Annotated in this window: 19 protein-coding genes and 1 rRNA gene; 10 read left to right on the top strand and 10 right to left on the bottom strand. The window is 67.6% G+C overall.

Features of this window, described 5'->3' with window-relative positions:
* Positions 1 to 58: 58 nt before the first annotated feature.
* Genes ACY5J6_RS09620 through ACY5J6_RS09605 form a run of 4 tightly spaced genes read left to right on the top strand, consistent with a single transcriptional unit; the run spans position 59 to position 2,374 of the window.
* The gene (locus ACY5J6_RS09620) at positions 59 to 1,012 is read left to right on the top strand and encodes a hydrogen peroxide-inducible genes activator (protein ID WP_462844738.1); all 954 of its coding nucleotides are present in this window, start codon (positions 59 to 61) and stop codon (positions 1,010 to 1,012) included.
* On the top strand, positions 999 to 1,955 hold the full coding sequence (locus ACY5J6_RS09615) for a branched-chain amino acid transaminase (protein ID WP_462844737.1): 957 nt from the start codon (positions 999 to 1,001) through the stop codon (positions 1,953 to 1,955). Before ACY5J6_RS09620 ends, ACY5J6_RS09615 begins: the two co-directional genes overlap by 14 nt.
* Positions 1,945 to 2,133, top strand: coding sequence for a hypothetical protein (locus tag ACY5J6_RS09610; protein WP_462844736.1), 189 nt, complete (start codon positions 1,945 to 1,947; stop codon positions 2,131 to 2,133). Before ACY5J6_RS09615 ends, ACY5J6_RS09610 begins: the two co-directional genes overlap by 11 nt.
* Before the next feature lies 1 nt (position 2,134).
* Entirely contained in the window at positions 2,135 to 2,374 is a 240-nt protein-coding gene (locus ACY5J6_RS09605) for a hypothetical protein (protein WP_462844735.1), read from the top strand.
* Here ACY5J6_RS09605 and trmH read toward each other — a convergent pair.
* From trmH to dcd, 5 genes are read right to left on the bottom strand one after another with little or no spacing between them, the layout of a single operon-like run.
* Positions 2,364 to 2,948 carry a tRNA (guanosine(18)-2'-O)-methyltransferase TrmH gene (trmH, locus tag ACY5J6_RS09600; RefSeq protein ID WP_462844734.1) on the bottom strand — a complete coding sequence of 195 codons (585 nt, stop codon included), beginning with the start codon at positions 2,946 to 2,948 and terminating at the stop codon, positions 2,364 to 2,366. The two genes, ACY5J6_RS09605 and trmH, sit on opposite strands and share 11 nt — an antisense overlap.
* Positions 2,945 to 3,565, bottom strand: coding sequence for an ATP phosphoribosyltransferase (gene hisG, locus ACY5J6_RS09595; protein ID WP_462844733.1), 621 nt, complete (start codon positions 3,563 to 3,565; stop codon positions 2,945 to 2,947). The genes trmH and hisG overlap by 4 nt, the downstream gene beginning before the upstream one ends.
* Positions 3,562 to 4,641 (bottom strand): ATP phosphoribosyltransferase regulatory subunit, encoded by a 1,080-nt coding sequence (locus ACY5J6_RS09590; RefSeq protein WP_462844732.1) that lies wholly within the window; start codon positions 4,639 to 4,641, stop codon positions 3,562 to 3,564. The genes hisG and ACY5J6_RS09590 overlap by 4 nt, the downstream gene beginning before the upstream one ends.
* Entirely contained in the window at positions 4,638 to 5,237 is a 600-nt protein-coding gene (locus tag ACY5J6_RS09585) for a peptidylprolyl isomerase (protein ID WP_462844731.1), read from the bottom strand. The genes ACY5J6_RS09590 and ACY5J6_RS09585 overlap by 4 nt, the downstream gene beginning before the upstream one ends.
* Before the next feature lie 3 nt (positions 5,238 to 5,240).
* Positions 5,241 to 5,786, bottom strand: a complete 546-nt coding sequence (gene dcd / locus ACY5J6_RS09580; RefSeq protein ID WP_462844730.1) for a dCTP deaminase — start codon at positions 5,784 to 5,786, stop codon at positions 5,241 to 5,243.
* Positions 5,787 to 5,816: 30 nt separating this feature from the next.
* Between dcd and ACY5J6_RS09575 the strand changes: the two genes are divergently transcribed.
* The gene (locus tag ACY5J6_RS09575) at positions 5,817 to 6,668 is read left to right on the top strand and encodes a putative Ig domain-containing protein (protein WP_462844729.1); all 852 of its coding nucleotides are present in this window, start codon (positions 5,817 to 5,819) and stop codon (positions 6,666 to 6,668) included.
* A 182-nt stretch (positions 6,669 to 6,850) separates the two neighbouring features.
* Here the strand turns inward: ACY5J6_RS09575 and ACY5J6_RS09570 are convergent, their stop codons facing one another.
* Complete coding sequence (locus tag ACY5J6_RS09570; protein WP_462844728.1) at positions 6,851 to 7,330, bottom strand: macro domain-containing protein; 480 nt, start codon at positions 7,328 to 7,330, stop codon at positions 6,851 to 6,853.
* Positions 7,331 to 7,358: 28 nt separating this feature from the next.
* On the opposite strand from ACY5J6_RS09570, the gene ACY5J6_RS09565 reads away from it, so the two are divergent.
* The 4 genes from ACY5J6_RS09565 (at position 7,359) to ACY5J6_RS09550 (ending at position 10,701) form a co-directional block, all read left to right on the top strand.
* Positions 7,359 to 8,066, top strand: coding sequence for an SDR family NAD(P)-dependent oxidoreductase (locus tag ACY5J6_RS09565; protein ID WP_462844727.1), 708 nt, complete (start codon positions 7,359 to 7,361; stop codon positions 8,064 to 8,066).
* The gene (gene nrdR, locus ACY5J6_RS09560) at positions 8,063 to 8,524 is read left to right on the top strand and encodes a transcriptional regulator NrdR (protein ID WP_462844726.1); all 462 of its coding nucleotides are present in this window, start codon (positions 8,063 to 8,065) and stop codon (positions 8,522 to 8,524) included. The genes ACY5J6_RS09565 and nrdR overlap by 4 nt, the downstream gene beginning before the upstream one ends.
* 105 nt (positions 8,525 to 8,629) lie before the next feature.
* A 16S ribosomal RNA gene (locus ACY5J6_RS09555) occupies positions 8,630 to 10,149 on the top strand.
* 93 nt (positions 10,150 to 10,242) lie between these two features.
* The gene (locus tag ACY5J6_RS09550; RefSeq protein ID WP_462844725.1) at positions 10,243 to 10,701 is read left to right on the top strand and encodes an NUDIX hydrolase; all 459 of its coding nucleotides are present in this window, start codon (positions 10,243 to 10,245) and stop codon (positions 10,699 to 10,701) included.
* Here the strand turns inward: ACY5J6_RS09550 and meaB are convergent.
* The 4 genes from meaB to ACY5J6_RS09530 are packed head-to-tail and all read right to left on the bottom strand — an operon-like array spanning position 10,660 to position 14,059.
* Positions 10,660 to 11,616, bottom strand: a complete 957-nt coding sequence (gene meaB, locus ACY5J6_RS09545; RefSeq protein WP_462844724.1) for a methylmalonyl Co-A mutase-associated GTPase MeaB — start codon at positions 11,614 to 11,616, stop codon at positions 10,660 to 10,662. The two genes, ACY5J6_RS09550 and meaB, sit on opposite strands and share 42 nt — an antisense overlap.
* A 32-nt stretch (positions 11,617 to 11,648) precedes the next feature.
* The gene (locus tag ACY5J6_RS09540) at positions 11,649 to 12,023 is read right to left on the bottom strand and encodes a RidA family protein (RefSeq protein WP_462844723.1); all 375 of its coding nucleotides are present in this window, start codon (positions 12,021 to 12,023) and stop codon (positions 11,649 to 11,651) included.
* A gap of 4 nt (positions 12,024 to 12,027) precedes the next feature.
* The gene (locus ACY5J6_RS09535; protein WP_462844722.1) at positions 12,028 to 13,845 is read right to left on the bottom strand and encodes a protein kinase domain-containing protein; all 1,818 of its coding nucleotides are present in this window, start codon (positions 13,843 to 13,845) and stop codon (positions 12,028 to 12,030) included.
* Between the two features lies 1 nt (position 13,846).
* Positions 13,847 to 14,059 carry a transcriptional regulator gene (locus tag ACY5J6_RS09530; RefSeq protein ID WP_347240324.1) on the bottom strand — a complete coding sequence of 71 codons (213 nt, stop codon included), beginning with the start codon at positions 14,057 to 14,059 and terminating at the stop codon, positions 13,847 to 13,849.
* Positions 14,060 to 14,147: 88 nt separating this feature from the next.
* Between ACY5J6_RS09530 and murA the strand changes: the two genes are divergently transcribed.
* Positions 14,148 to 15,449 carry a UDP-N-acetylglucosamine 1-carboxyvinyltransferase gene (murA, locus tag ACY5J6_RS09525; RefSeq protein WP_462844721.1) on the top strand — a complete coding sequence of 434 codons (1,302 nt, stop codon included), beginning with the start codon at positions 14,148 to 14,150 and terminating at the stop codon, positions 15,447 to 15,449.
* The last annotated feature ends 29 nt before the right edge of the window (positions 15,450 to 15,478 follow it).

Below are 15,478 nucleotides of genomic sequence, written 5' to 3'. Positions count from 1 at the left end.
AAGGGGGAGTGCCCATAAGTCCAATAGATCCTTCTAGGCGCTAGAATAAGTCAGGATTATGAAGCCGACCCTAGACCAGTTGCGCTACCTCGTGGCCTTGGCGGAGGAGGGGAGCTTCACCCGGGCCGCGGAACGGGTTTACCTCACCCAGCCCGCCCTCTCCGTTCAGATCCGCAAGCTGGAGGAAACCCTGGGAACAAGGCTCTTTGACCGGAAAAAGGGCACGCTCACGGAGGCGGGCCGGGTGGCGGTGGCCCAAGCCCGGAGGGTCCTCGAGGAGGTGGAAAGGCTGAAGCTTTTGGTGCAAGGGGAAGAGACCTGCTTCCAGGGGACCTTCCGGCTCGGGGTCATTCCCACCCTGGCCCCTTACCTCCTTCCCCGGCTCCTCCCACGGCTGAAAGCACGCTACCCCGGGCTTTCCCTCTCGGTGCGGGAAGAGCTCACCCCGGGGATCGTGCGGGGGTTAGAAGAAGGGAGCCTGGACGCCGGGCTCGTGGGCACGGAGGAGCGGCACCCAGGGCTGACGGCGGAACCCCTTTTTACCGAGGCCTTCTGGGTCTACGTGGCCCCAAGCCACCCCCTTTTTCAGCGGGAGGTGGTCCACCCTTTGGAGATTCCCCTGGAGGATACCTGGGTTCTCGCCGAGGGGCACTGCTTCCGAGACCAGGTTCTCGCCGTCTGCCGCCCAAGCCTGAGGAAGAAGCCCGTGGAGTTCCAAAGCGGCAACCTGGAGACCCTGGTTCTCCTGGTGGAGGAGGTAGGGGGACTCACCCTCCTCCCCGAGGTGGCTTTCTGGACCCTGCCCGAGGTCAAGCGGGCCTACCTCCGTCCCCTAAGCCCCCCAGGGGCCGGGCGGACTGTCTACCTCGTCCAACGGGAAGGAAGCCTCAAAGCGCCTGTGGCTCGGAAGCTCGCCGAGGAAGCCAAGGAGGTCTTCCAGGCCTTGCGTTTGGAAGCCCGCGTGAGGAAAAGCGTTATGATGGGGGCGGAGGTTCGCCATGACCAAGCCTGAGGCCAAGGGCGGCGACGTGCACATCAAGGCCGGGCTCATCTGGATGAACGGGGCCCTGGTGCCCCAGGAGGAGGCCAAGACCAGCGTCCTAAGCCACGCCCTCCACTACGGCACGAGCGTTTTTGAAGGGATAAGGGCCTACGAAACCCCCAAGGGCCCCGCCATCTTCCGGCTCAAGGAGCACGTGCGGCGCTTCTACAACTCGGCCAAGGTGCTCCGCATGGAGATCCCCTTCGCTCCCGAGGAGCTGGAGGAGGCCATCAAGGAGGTGGTGCGGAAAAACGGCTACAAGAGCTGCTACATCCGCCCCCTGGCCTGGATGGGGGCGAAGGCCCTTGGGGTCAATCCCCTCCCCAACAACCCCGCCGAGGTGATGGTGGCCGCTTGGGAGTGGGGGGCGTATCTGGGGGAGGAGGCGGTGCGCAAGGGGGCCAGGCTCATCACCAGCTCCTGGGCCCGCTTCCCCGCCAACGTGATGCCGGGCAAGGCCAAGGTGGGGGGGAACTACGTGAACTCGGCCCTGGCCAAGATGGAGGCCGTGGCCGCCGGGGCGGATGAGGCCCTCCTCCTGGACGAGGAAGGCTATGTGGCCGAGGGGAGCGGGGAGAACCTCTTCTTCGTGCGGGACGGGGTGATCTACGCCCTGGAGCACTCGGTGAACCTCGAGGGGATCACCCGGGACTCTGTGATCCGCATCGCCAAGGACCTGGGCTACGAGGTCCAGGTGGTGCGGGCCACCCGGGACCAGCTCTACATGGCCGACGAGGTCTTCATGACCGGGACCGCCGCCGAGGTGACCCCGGTGTCCATGATCGACTGGCGGCCCATCGGGAAGGGCACGGCGGGCCCCATCGCCCTCAGACTCCGGGAGGTCTACCTCGAGGCCGCCACCGGGCGGCGGCCCGAGTACGAGGGCTGGCTCACGTACGTGGATGGGCAATAGGCGGTTGCGCAAGAGCGTGGAGAGCTACCAAGCGCGTATCCGTGAGCACCAGGCCAAAATAGAGGAGGAGCTTCGTAGGCCCGAGCCCAGGTGGGAGCTGATCCGGTACTGGGAGCGCGAGATCCGTGCCTACCAGAAGCGGGTGGAGCGGCTTCTCCGCAGGATGGGAAGGAGGTAGGATGCCCAAGGCAGAAGCCCGGAAACGGGCGCGTAAGGAACACCTGAGGGAGGTCCTGGGGGTGCTCCTGGACGAGCTGGACGAGGCTTCCAGGGCCTTCCAGAGCGCTTGGAAAAGGGCCAAGGAAAACCCGGGGGACGAGGAGGCCTGGGGAGAACTCCAGGTCTGGGTTTCCGTTCTCGGGGTCAAGGCCCAGGCCTTGGAGGAACTCTTGGAGGAGGAGGCCTTCCTCACTTCCTGAGCCAGTCGGCGAGCACCTTTTGGTAGAGTTCCGGGTCCAGGCGGGGCCTCTGGTAAAGCCCCGCCTTTAGCCTCTGCCGCTGGGCCTCAAAGAGGATCACGGCGGCGGCCACGGAGACGTTCAGGCTCTGGACCATCCCCAGCATGGGGATCTTGATGGCCCCGTCCGCCAGGGCCAAGGCCTCCTCGGAAACCCCCCACTTCTCCGCGCCGAAGAGGACGGCGGTGGGCTTCGTGTAGTCCACCTCCCGGAAGTCCCGGGCGTCCTCCCTAAGGGCGGTGGCGTAGACGGCGAAGCCCCTTTCCCTCAGGAAGCGGAAGGCCTCGCGGATGTCGGGGTGGACCCGCAGGTAGACCCACTTGTGGCTCCCTCCGCTGGTCTCGTTGAAGGTGGGGACGCCCCCCGTGGGGTTCACGGCGTGGGCCTCGAGGACCCCCACGGCGTCGCAGGTGCGCAGGATGGCCGAGAGGTTGTGGGGCTTGTGCACGTTCTCCAAGAGGACGGTGAGGTCGGGCTGGCGCCGCTTTAGCACCTCCTCCATCCTCTGCCTTCGCGCCTCGGTGCGCTCCCTCATGATCCGGAAAGCTCCCTGAGCCTCTGGATCAAGGGCTTGAGGACCGCCCGCTTGAGCTTAAGCGCCTGCCGGTTCACCACGAGCCTCGCCGTGGAGTGGGCGAGGACCTCCACCTCGAGAAGCCCCGCCGCCCTCAGCGTGGCCCCCGTCTGCACCACGTCCACCACGGCGTCCGCCAGGCCGGTGACCGCGGCGAGCTCAATGTTCCCGGAAAGCTCCACCACGTCCGCCGCCCAGCCCCGCTCCTTGAGAAGCCTCGCGGTGAAGTTCGGGTACTTGGTGGCGATGCGGCGGATGGGCCCCGTGTCGTGGGGGCGCCTTATGAGGGAGAGCCTGCAGGCCCCAAAGCCTAGGTCCACGGGCTCAAAAAGGTCCCTCCCCGAGTCCAAAAGCACGTCCTTCCCCACCACCCCCACCTCGGCGATCCCCAGGTCCACGTAGACGGGGACGTCCTTGTTGCGAAGCTCCAAGAGGGCCACGCCCCCCTCCTTCCCGTGGAGGAGGGCCCTCGGGTCCGCCACCGGGGGGAGGTCCAGCCCGGCCCGCTTCAGGGCCTCGTAGGCCTCCTGGAACATCCGACCCTTGGGCAGGGCCACGGTGAGGGCGAAGCGCCTCATTCCACCCTCCAAAGCTCCTCCCCCCGGGCGAGGAAGGGGATGCCGCGCCTTCGGGCGTAGGCCACGGGGTCCTCCCCGTGGAAGAGCTCCGTGCGCCTCTCCCGAGCGAAGCGGCGGAGGGCGGCGAGGTCCAGGGCCAAGACCTCGGGGGCCGCCTCCTCCTTGGGAAGCCGCAAGGCCTCCAGAAGCCTCTCCACCCCCAGGGCGAAGCCCGCAGCCTTGGGAAGGAGGGCCCCGTCGTACCGCCCGCCCCCGAGGAGGGGGAGGCCGAACCCCGGGGTGTAGGCCCGGAAGAAGATCCCCGAGTAGTACTCGTAGCGCCGGGCCATGCCCAGGTCCAGGAGGACGGGCCTCCCCAGGAGGTCCAGGGTCTTCTCCAGCTCCTTCAGGGCCTCCCGGGCCTTGGGAGGAAGGGGAAGGCCCTGCGCCTCCTTCAAGACCTCCCGCTCCCCATAGAGGTCGGGGAGGGCGAGGAGGACCTTCCGCGCCTCCTCGGGGACGGGGCTTTGCGCGAGAAGCCCCTTGAGCTCGGGGAGGTTTTTGCGGTGGATGGCCTGTTGCGCCCGCCTTTGCAGGGCCTCAGGAAGCCTCGAGGCCTTGAGCACCTCCCCCACGAGGCTCGGCAAGCCCACCTCCACCTCCCCCTGGACCCCTAAGGCCTCGAGGGCGGCGAAGGCCAGCTCCAGGACCTCGGCGTCCGCCAAGGGCCCCGTGGCCCCCAAGAGCTCCAGGCCCACCTGGGTGTACTCCCTAAGCCGCCCGAGCTCCGCATCCGCCTCCCTGAGCCACAGGGCCCCGGCGTACTGGAAGCGGTGCACGCCATCCCCCAGGCTTCCCTTGAGGAGCTTGGCCAGGAGGGTGGTGAACTCGCTCCTTAAGGAGAGTACCTCCCCCGTTTTGTCCACCAGCTTGAAGGCCCTCTCCGCCACGGGGTGGGTGGGGTCATAGACCTCCAGGGCGGGAAGCTCCACGGGCTCGTACCCATGGCGCAGGAAAAGGTCTTGAAGCCTCCCCACCGCCTCGGCCTTGAGCCGGGCCTCCGGAGGGAGAAGAAAACGGGTGCCCTCGGGGATCATTCCTTGACCAGGATCTCCACGGAGAGGAGCTTGTCCCTGGCCCCCGTGGCCAGGGGGCCCTCGGTGGGGGCGAGGCGCCTTGCCACCTCAATGCCCTCCACCACCCGGGCGAAGAGGGTGTACTGGCCGGTGAGGTGGGGGGCGGGGCCTAAGGTGATGAAGAACTGGCTACCGTTGGAGTTGGGGTCCTGGGTGCGGGCCATGCCCACCAAGCCTTCCCGGTCAAAGGCCAGGCCGGGGGCGACCTCCAGGCCGAAGGCGTAGCCCGGCCCACCCCGGCCCGTGCCGGTGGGGTCCCCGGTCTGGGCCACGAACCCCGGGATGACCCGGTGCCAGTCCAGGCCCTCAAAGTAGCGGTGGAGGGCGAGGAAGACAAAGGAGTTCACGGTGTTGGGGGCCTCCTTCTCCAAAAGGTCCAGAAGGATATCCCCCTTGGTGGTCCTGAGCCGGGCGTAGTAGTTCTTCCCCGCCTCCAACACGGGCTTGGGGGCGGCAAAGGAGCGCACCGGGGTTTCCGAGAGGTAGGGAAGGGGCTTCATGCTCTCACCCTTGCAGGCGCCAAGGAGCAGAAGCAAGAGGAGAAGGCGCACCCTCATAGCCTACACCCTGGGCAGGGTGATGCCCTTCTGCCCCTGGTACTTCCCCTTGCGGTCCCGGTAGGTGACCTCGGGCCTTGGGCCTTCCAGGAAGAGGAGCTGGACGATGCCTTCGCCGGCGTAGACCTTGGCGGGAAGGGGGGTGGTGTTGGAGATCTCCAGGGTAACGTGCCCCTCCCAGCCGGGCTCCAGGGGGGTCACGTTGGCCACGATGCCGCACCGGGCGTAGGTGCTCTTTCCCAGGGCGATGGCGATGACGTTCTCCGGCATGCGGATGTACTCCACGCTCCGGGTGAGGGCGAAGGAGTTGGGGGGGATGATGACCTCCTCCCCTTCGTACTCCACGAAGCTTCGGGGATCAAAGCCTTTGGGGTCCACCACCGTGGAGAAAACGTTGGTGAAGATCTTCCATTCGGGGGCGGCCCGGAGGTCGTAGCCGAAGCTGGAGAGCCCGTAGCTGATGACCCCCTCCCGCACCAGCCTTTCCTCGAAGGGCTCGATCATGCCCTTTTTGGCCATCTCCCGGATCCACCAGTCCGGCTTCACCATGCCCTCAACTATACCCGCTAGACTGGCCTCATGCGGAAGCTTTGGCCTCTGGCCCTCCTCCTCGCCGCCTGCGGCGCCCAGGACGTGGGGGCGGGCCTGGACCCCTTGCGCCTCACCGCCACCGGCCTTCCCCCGGCCTACCTGGGGGAGCCCTACCAGGCCACCTTCAGCGCCGAGGGAGGGGTGCGCCCCTACAGCTTCGGCCTGGACGGGAAGCTCCCCGAGGGGCTCAGCTTCCAGGGGGGGAGGCTTTCCGGGGTGCCCAAGGAGAAGGGAAGCTTCGCCCTCATCCTCACCGTGGAGGACGCCGCCAAGAACAGCCGGGCGCAGAGGCTCACCCTCACGGTTTCCGACCCGCCCCCGCCGAGGCTTACCCTGGTCCTCCCCCCCGCCCAGGTGGAGGGGCCCTTCCTCCTCCTCGCCCGGGTGGAGGGGCGGGAGGCGGTGGGCTTCCAGCTGGAGGTGCGCCTCGCCGACCTCACCCCGGACCTCTCCAGCCTCAAGGCGGCAAGCCCCGTCCACCTCCTGGACTACGACCCCCAAAGCCGCCTCCTCCGCCTGGACATGGCCTTCCCGAGGCCTCTTAAGGACCAGGAGGTCTTCCGCCTCCTCCTTACCCCGGAGAAGCCCCTCACCCCGAGGCTTTCCCCCCAGGTGGTCCTCTACGACAAGGAGGGGAAGCCCTCGGGCCAGGCCCCTTCCCGGGGAAGGCCCTTTGCCGACCTCCTAGGGCTTGCCCAGAACTGGGGCCGGGAGGGGAAGGACCTGGACGGGGACGGCAAGGTGGGGGAGGGGGACCTTAAGCTTCTCGCCCAGGGCTACTTCCCCAAGGTTCAGGCCCCTCCCCCGGGGGAGGGGTCGGGGGAAGGGGGAGCTCCGTGAGGAAGGGAATGGCCGTCCGGCCCTTGCGGCGGCGGCCCCAAAAAAGCCCTCTCCTCGCCCCATTTCGGGCATCCTATGTCGCGAAACCAAGGTGCGGGCACTTAGCTGTCCCTTCGCGCTGCCCTGTGGACAGAGGGGGGTGCGGACCGGGAGGAGGTGGAGCGGCTCCAGACGCCGAGCTTCTAGAGCGCCTTACGGATGGCCTCGGCGTCCTCCTCGCGGTAGCCGTAAAGGGTGACCTCCAGGGTGTCCGGGGCCTTCTTGATCTCCTCCAGCATCGCCCGGGCCACCGCCTCCACGGGAAGCCCCCCCACCCCGGTGCCGAGGAGGGGAAAGGCCAGGGTCTTTAGCCCTAGCTCCACCGCCTTTTCCAGGGCGCTTCGCGTGGCCTGGCGCACCGTTTCCAGGCTCGCGGGCTCGTCCCCCAGGACGGCGGCGTGGATGACGTAGCGCACAGGGAGGTTTCCCGCCCCCGTGACCGCCGCTTCCCCCACCCGGATCCTGCCGATGCGGTCGCATTCCTCCTGGATAGAAGGGCCGCCCTTCCGGAGGATGGCCCCCGCCACCCCGGCTCCCAGCTTCAGGTAGTTGTTGGCGGCGTTGACGATGGCGTCCCCCTGAAACTCGGTGATGTCTCCTTGGGCCACGCGGATTCGGGCCATGCCCTCATTTTCCCTTACAATGGGCCTGATGTCACGGGATCTTCTGGGCCTCGAGGGGCGGATCGTGATGGTGACTGGGGCCGGGCGGGGCTTCGGCCGAGCCATCGCCCACGGCTACGGCAGGAACGGGGCCACGGTGGTGGTGGTGGACCCGGACGTGGAGCTGGCCACGGGGGTGGCCTCGGAGGTGGAGGCCCTGGGGGCCACGGCCATCCCCATACGCGGGGACATGAGCGTGGTCTTGGACGTCACCAGCACCTTCGAAAAGGTGGAGGAGCTTTTTGGGCTTCTGGACGGTATCGTCCACGTGACCGCCGCCGAGAGCAAAACCCCCTTCGTGGAGCTTTTGGAGGGGGAGTGGTACGACCTCATGAGCCAGGACGTGAAGTCTAGCCTCTACGTCCTCCAGCAAGGCCTCCGCCACCTGGCGGGGGGCGGGTTCGTGACCCTGGTCCTGCCCCCCGCCGTGCGCATAGAGCCCCACACCCTCTCGGTGCGCAAGGCGGTGGAGGGCCTCATTGAGGGCGCGAGCCGCACCTTCCCGGGGGTGCGGGTGAACGGGGTGGTGCCCTCCCGCGATCCCGTGGGGGAGGCCCACGACCAGGCCCTGGTGCGGGCGGCCCTGGCCCTGGGGTCCATGGTGGCCGAGGGGGTGCGGGGGGTGGTCCTGGAGGTCCAGCTCCCCGAGCCGCCCCTTTCCCCGGAGGTCTACGAGATGCTCCGGGAAGTGCCATGAAGTGCCCCTACTGCGGCCATCCCGACACCCGGGTGGTGGACTCGAGGCCTTCCGATGAGGGGGCCGCCATCCGCAGGCGGCGAGAATGCCCCTCCTGTGCGCGCCGCTTCACCACCTACGAGAGGACCCAGCTGGAGCCCCTCATGGTCATCAAGCGGGATGGCCGCAAGGAGCCCTTCAACCCCGACAAGCTCCTTAGGGGCCTCCTCCTCGCCTGCGAGAAGCGTCCTGTAGACCGGGAGGCCCTGAAGCGCTTCGCCTACACCTTCGAGGACCAGGTGCCCGGGCCCGAGATCTCCTCCGAGGAGATCGGTCTGAAGGCCATGGCCTTCCTTAGGGAGCTGGACCAGGTGGCCTACATCCGCTTCGCTTCGGTTTACCGGGAGTTTGACTCGGTGGAGCGCTTCATTGAGGAGATCCGCCACCTCTTTGGGGTTGACAAGGAGAGGGGGACTTGATAGGATAGCTTTTGCTGCGCGGGCGAAAGCCCAAGCAGGGGGATCTTGAAAAGGGGAGAACGCAAGGTCAAAGCCAAGCGAACCTAACCCCCTTTGGGGGTGCTTTTCTTGGAGAGTTTGATCCTGGCTCAGGGTGAACGCTGGCGGCGTGCCTAAGACATGCAAGTCGTGCGGGCTGCGGGGTTTTACTCCGTGGTCAGCGGCGGACGGGTGAGTAACGCGTGGGTGACCTACCTGGAAGAGGGGGACAACCCGGGGAAACCCGGGCTAATCCCCCATGTGGACGTGCCCTGTGGGGTACGTTTAAAGGGTTTTGCCCGCTTCCGGATGGGCCCGCGTCCCATCAGCTGGTTGGTGGGGTAAAGGCCCACCAAGGCGACGACGGGTAGCCGGTCTGAGAGGATGGCCGGCCACAGGGGCACTGAGACACGGGCCCCACTCCTACGGGAGGCAGCAGTTAGGAATCTTCCGCAATGGGCGCAAGCCTGACGGAGCGACGCCGCTTGGAGGAGGAAGCCCTTCGGGGTGTAAACTCCTGAACCCGGGACGAAATCCCTGTGGAGGGGGCTGACGGTACCGGGGTAATAGCGCCGGCCAACTCCGTGCCAGCAGCCGCGGTAATACGGAGGGCGCGAGCGTTACCCGGATTTACTGGGCGTAAAGGGCGTGTAGGCGGCTTGGGGCGTCCCATGTGAAAGACCACGGCTCAACCGTGGGGGAGCGTGGGATACGCTCAGGCTAGACGGCGGGAGGGGGTGGTGGAATTCCCGGAGTAGCGGTGAAATGCGCAGATACCGGGAGGAACGCCGATGGCGAAGGCAGCCACCTGGTCCGTTCGTGACGCTGAGGCGCGAAAGCGTGGGGAGCAAACCGGATTAGATACCCGGGTAGTCCACGCCCTAAACGATGCGCGCTAGGTCTTTGGGTTTACTGGGGGCCGAAGCCAACGCGTTAAGCGCGCCGCCTGGGGAGTACGGCCGCAAGGCTGAAACTCAAAGGAATTGACGGGGGCCCGCACAAGCGGTGGAGCATGTGGTTTAATTCGAAGCAACGCGAAGAACCTTACCAGGCCTTGACATGCTGGGGAACCCGGGTGAAAGCCTGGGGTGCCCTGTGAGGGGAGCCCTAGCACAGGTGCTGCATGGCCGTCGTCAGCTCGTGTCGTGAGATGTTGGGTTAAGTCCCGCAACGAGCGCAACCCCTGCCGTTAGTTGCCAGCGGGTGAGGCCGGGCACTCTAACGGGACTGCCTGCGAAAGCGGGAGGAAGGCGGGGACGACGTCTGGTCAGCATGGCCCTTACGGCCTGGGCGACACACGTGCTACAATGCCCACTACAGAGCGAGGCGACCTGGTGACGGGGAGCGAATCGCGAAAAGGTGGGCGTAGTTCGGATTGGGGTCTGCAACCCGACCCCATGAAGCCGGAATCGCTAGTAATCGCGGATCAGCCATGCCGCGGTGAATACGTTCCCGGGCCTTGTACACACCGCCCGTCACGCCATGGGAGCGGGTTTTACCCGAAGTCGCCGGGAGCCTACGGGCAGGCGCCGAGGGTAGGGCCCGTGACTGGGGCGAAGTCGTAACAAGGTAGCTGTACCGGAAGGTGCGGCTGGATCACCTCCTTTCTAAGGAGCTAAGGGCCTTGCGTTCTCCCCTTTTCCGGATCCCTTGGGGGCGCCTTTGGGCGCCCCTTTTTTTTGCCGGAAGGCGAGGGGAACGTGCGCAGGAAGCGGCAGGTGCCAAGGGCCAGGAAGCGGGTGGTTTCCGCGGGGGGCGTGGTCCTGCGGGGGGACCCGCCCGAGGTGCTGGTGGTTTCCTTGAAGGAAGGGCGGGTGGTGACCCTTCCCAAGGGGCAGGTGGAGCCCGGGGAACGCTACCCGGAAACCGCCCTCAGGGAGGTGCGGGAGGAAACGGGGGTGGAGGCGGCGGTGCTTTCCCCCCTGGGCAAGGTGCGCTACTACTTCACCGCCCGGGAAGGGGAGGAACCCGTGACCGTGAGCAAGGAGGTTCACTACTTCCTCATGGCCTACCGGGGCGGGGAGCCCAGGCCGCAGCTTTCCGAGGTGGAGGCCGCTTACTTTCTTCCGGTCTCCGAGGCCCTGGAGCGCCTTTCCTACCCTAACGAACGGGAGATGCTAAAAAGAGCCCTCCTCCGCTTCCGGGCGAAGAAGGCTTAGGGCAGCCTCTTCCGGGGAGATCTCCCCCCGGGCCACGGACGCCACCAGCTCTCCGGCGCCTTGGGTTTTGCGGCGCCCCCACTCCTGGATCACGCTTTCCACCTCAAAGCGGGCCCTTTCCAGGCGGTGGGCCTCGAGGAGCCCGTGTTCCAGGAGGTGGCGGTGGTGGGCCTCGAGGCCCGCAAAGAGCTCCTCCACCCCCTGGCCCGTGGCGGCCACCGTGGGGTAGATGGGGGGGCGCCAGCCCCCGGGGCGGGGCGGGGAGAGCTCCAGGGCGCTTTTCAGCTCCTGGATGACCCTCTCCCCGCCGGGCAGGTCAAACTTGTTCACGGCGAAGAGGTCGGCGATCTCCATAACCCCGGCCTTAAAGGCCTGCACCGCGTCCCCGGCCGCCGGGGTGAGGACGAGAAGGGTGGTGTCGGCCACCCGGGCGATGTCCACCTCGCTCTGCCCCACGCCCACGGTTTCCACGAAAATGCGGTCAAAGCCGAAGGCCTCCAGGAGGTTCAAGGCGGCCACCGTGGCCCCGGCAAGCCCCCCCAAGGCTCCCCTGGAGGCCAGGGAGCGGATGTAGACCCCGGGGTCTTGGTGGTGGCGCATCATGCGGATCCGGTCCCCTAGGATGGCCCCCCCCGTGAAGGGGCTGGAAGGGTCCACGGCCAGCACCCCTACCCGTTCCCCCCGCTTTCTGGCTTCTAGGATGAGGCGGTCCGTGAGGGTGCTCTTTCCGGCCCCCGGGCTTCCCGTCACCCCTACCACCTTGGCCCGGCCCTGGCCCCGCACCCGCTTGAGGAGGGCCTGGCCCATGGGGTGGCCCGACTCCACCAGGGTCAGGGCCCGGGCTAGGGCCCGAACATCCCCGTGCCGAAAGCGGCGCTCCAGGTCCTCGGCCTCGCTGGTCCACGCCTCCGCCATGCCGCCATTCTACGCTTTTTCGCAGGGGCGCTTTATTCCGCCAGGGCTACGCAGGCCACTTCCACCCGTACCCCCCGGGGAAGGGCCTTCACGGCCACCGTGGCCCGGGCGGGGTAAGGAGGAGCGAAGTACTGGGCGTAGACCTCGTTGAAGGCGGGGAAGTCCTCCATGCCGGCGAGGAAGCAGGTGGTCTGCACCACCCGGTGGAGACCGGAGCCCGCCGCCTCCAGGATGGCCCGGAGGTTTTCCATCACCCGCTTCGTCTGGGCCCGGATGTCCCCTTCCACCAGGCTTCCTTCCGGGGTGAGGGGGATCTGGCCGGAAACGAAGAGAAACCCCCCGGCCCGCACCGCTTGGGAATAGGGGCCGATGGCCTGGGGGGCGTGGGGGGTGTGGACGGCTTCCATGGCCTCATCCTACGCCAAACCGGTAAAGCTGTCCGGAGAGGTTGACCACCAGCACTTCCTGGGGCAGGGGTAGGGGAGGCACCTGGACCGAGCCCAGGCCTGTGGCTTCAAAGACCACCTGCCCCCTCCGGTCCACGGCCAGAAAGCGCCCCTCCTCCGTGGCCAAAAAGAGGTGCCCGGCGGCGTAGCTCAGCCCGGCGGTGACCTTGCCCACCTCGAGGCTCCACACCTCTTCCCCCGTGGCCTGGTCCAAGGCCCTGAGGACCCCGTCCCAGGCGGCCACGTAGACCCGGGCCTCGTCCAGGGCCAGCCCTCCCCAGAGCTCCTCTTCCAGCTCCACGTTCCAAAGCGTCTCCCGGGTCAGGGGGTCAAAGGCGTAGACCTCTCCGGGCCAGGTGGGAATGAAGAGGAGGCCCCCGTGGGCGGCCACCGGGGCGTGGATGGGACCGGCGCGCACCTTGTAGCGCAGGGCGCCTGTGGCGGGGTCCAGGGCATAAAGCCACCCGTCCTCGGAGCCGGTGAAGAGGAGGCCGCGGTAAAAGGTGGGGCCGGTGGAAAGGTGCCCCCCGGCGTGGAAGCGGAAGAGGGGACGGTCCTTCTCGTAGGCGTAGAGGGTGCCGTCCCGGCTGGCCACATAGACCCGGTCCCCCAGAACCAGGGGGCTTGCGGTGACCTCGGCCCCGGTTTCCGCCGTCCACTCCAGCCCCCGGCCCCGGAAGCGGCGCACCTTGCCGTCCCAGCTTCCCACGTAGACCCCACCCCGCACCACCGGGGGGGACGAGGCCTCCTCGGGAAGGCTCTGGTGGCGCACCTCTCCCGTGAGGAGGTCTACCTCGGCCAGGTTTTTCCCCACCCCCAGGTACACCCGCCCCCCGGCGTAGACCATCTCTCCCGGCCAGGCCGCCTCTCCCCCCAGGTCCAGCTTGCCCTTGAGGGAAAGGCGCCGGGGTTCAGGGGCCAGGGGATAGTGGCCCGAGCGGCTGGCTCCGGCCCGGGGGGTGGCCAGGCGGAGGGCCCGGAAGTCCTCCAAGACCCCTTGGAAGAGGGCGGGGTGGGAGGGACGCTCCTCGGGGTGCTTGGCCAGGAGGGCGAGAACGGCCTCGCTGACCCCCTTGGGCAGGGCGGGGTTGAGGGTTTCGGGGGGCTTGGGGGGCTCGTAGACGTGCTGAAACAGGACCGCCTGGTCGTTTTCCCCCTCAAAGGGGGGTCTGCCGGTAAGGGTCCGGTAGAGCACGGCCCCGAAGCTGTAGAGGTCGGCCTTGGGGGTGAGGGGGAGGCCCTTGGCCTGCTCGGGGGCCATGTAAAGGGGGGTGCCCAGGGTGTAGCCGGTGCGGGTGAGGTGGCGGCTTTCCTGCAGGAGGTAGGCCAGGCCGAAGTCCATCACCTTGGGGTGGCCCTCCTTGGTGAGGAGGATGTTTTTGGGGGTGAGGTCCCGGTGGAGGATGCCCTGGGCGTGGAGGTGGGCCAGGGCCTCCATCACCTCCTGGGCCGCCTGCAGGATGCGCTCCCCCTCGGGGCCCTCCTCAAAGGGGCCCAAACGGTCAAAACTCCCCCCCTCCACCAGTTCCATGACGAAGTAGGGCCTGCCGTCCTCCTCCCCCAGGTCCAGCACCTGGACGATACCAGGATGGAAGAGCCGGGAGAGGGCCCGGACCTCCAGCAAGAAGCGCTCCCGCTCCGGAGGAAGGGCCCGGGGGTGGAGGAGCTTCACCGCCACCTTCCGCCCCAGGCGCTCGTCCACCGCCCGAAAGACCTCGGCCATGCCCCCGGAGCCCAGGGGGGCCTCGAGGCGGTACCGCCCGCCCAGGACCATGTGGGCCATTCTATTCTTCCGGCTCCAGGCGCTTTAGGAGTTCGGCCAGCTCCTCCTTGTTGCCTTCCAGCTCCTGGACGATTTTGGCGATGGCCAGGCGCACCACCTCCGACTTGGACACCAGGCGCTCGGGGCTGGAAAGGGCGTAGGCGGCCCGGGTGAGGAGGGCGTCCTGCTCCTCGGAGATGACCACCTGCAGCCGCTTTTTTTCCCGCTTCGGCATACCGCTCCTTGGGGTTTAGTGTAGCAGAAGGCCCATCGGCTTGACAATGTGTTTTTTGCGCTTTATGCTCACCTTGAGTAAGGTGTGTATGACGCACCCAGACCCGGGAAAGGGAGGCCGTAGGATCCTGCGCGTGGAGGGAGGGGTACCCCTTTCCGGGGAGGTTCGCATCTACCCTGCCAAGAACGCCGCCCTCCCCATCCTGGCGGCCAGCCTCCTCACCCCGGAGCCCATCACCCTCCTGGAGGTGCCCAGGCTCCGCGACGTGGAGGTGATGCTGGAGCTTCTGGCCCACCTGGGCACCCGCTACCTCTGGGAGGGGCGGACCCTGCACCTGCACACGCCGGAGATCCGCACCCACCACGCCCCCTACGAGCTCGTGGGACAGATGCGGGCCAGCTTCATCGTCTGGGGGGCGCTTCTTGCCCGGGTGGGGGAGGCCAGGATCTCCCTGCCCGGGGGGTGCGCCTTTGGCGCCAGGCCCGTGGACCAGCACGTCAAGGCCCTAAAGGCCCTGGGGGCCGAGGTGGTGGAGGAGGAAGGGGGCCAGTTCTATGCCCGCAGGACCCGCCCCCTCTCGGGCCGGGTGGTCTTTGACCTGCCCACCGTGGGGGGTACCGAGCAGGCCATGCTGGCCGTGGCCCTGGGGGGGGAGGCCACCTTGGTCCAGGCGGCCATGGAGCCGGAGATCGAAGACCTGGGGCGCTTCTTGCAGATGCTGGGGGTGGAGGTGCGGGGTCTGGGCGGGGCGGTGCTCCACGTGCGGGGGGCGAAGCGCCTTGGGGGGGGCACTTACCGCATCATCCCCGACCGCATAGAGGCCGGCACCTACCTCCTGGCGGCGGCGGCCACCCGAGGAAGCCTCACCCTCACCGGGGTTCGCCCCGACCACCTGGACGCTTTGTTGGATAAGTTGCAAGGTTCTGGGCACCGCCTCGAGGTGGGAACAGACTGGGTGCGCTTTACCGCCACCCCCAACCCCCTTCCCCTTCAGGTGGAGGCCCGGGAGTACCCGGGCTTTCCCACGGACCTGCAGCCCATCGTCACCGCCTACCTGGCCACGGTGCCCGGGCAGAGCACCGTGACCGACCGGGTCTATCCCGACCGCTTCACCCACGTGGGAGAGCTGGCCCGCATGGGGGCGGAGCTTTACCTGAAGGACCGTACCCTTCTCGTTCACGGCAAGCGCCTCCACGGGGCCCAGGTCAAGGCCCTGGACATCCGGGCCGGGGGCGGGTTGGTGGTGGCCGCCTTGAGCGCCGAGGGGGTTTCGGAGATAGAGGGGGTTTACTTCCTGGAGCGGGGGTACGAGGACCTGGTGGAACGGCTGGGTGCCCTAGGGGCCCAGGTGCGCCTCGAGGAAACCCCCCTGGCCGTGGCGGCCGACTGATGGCCTCGCCCCCACGGATACCCCTTTGG

It is taken from the genome of Thermus sp. H19.2 (assembly GCF_054979525.1).
The sequence above is the reverse complement of the archived record's forward strand: the minus strand, read 5'-3'. Positions and strand labels throughout refer to the sequence as shown.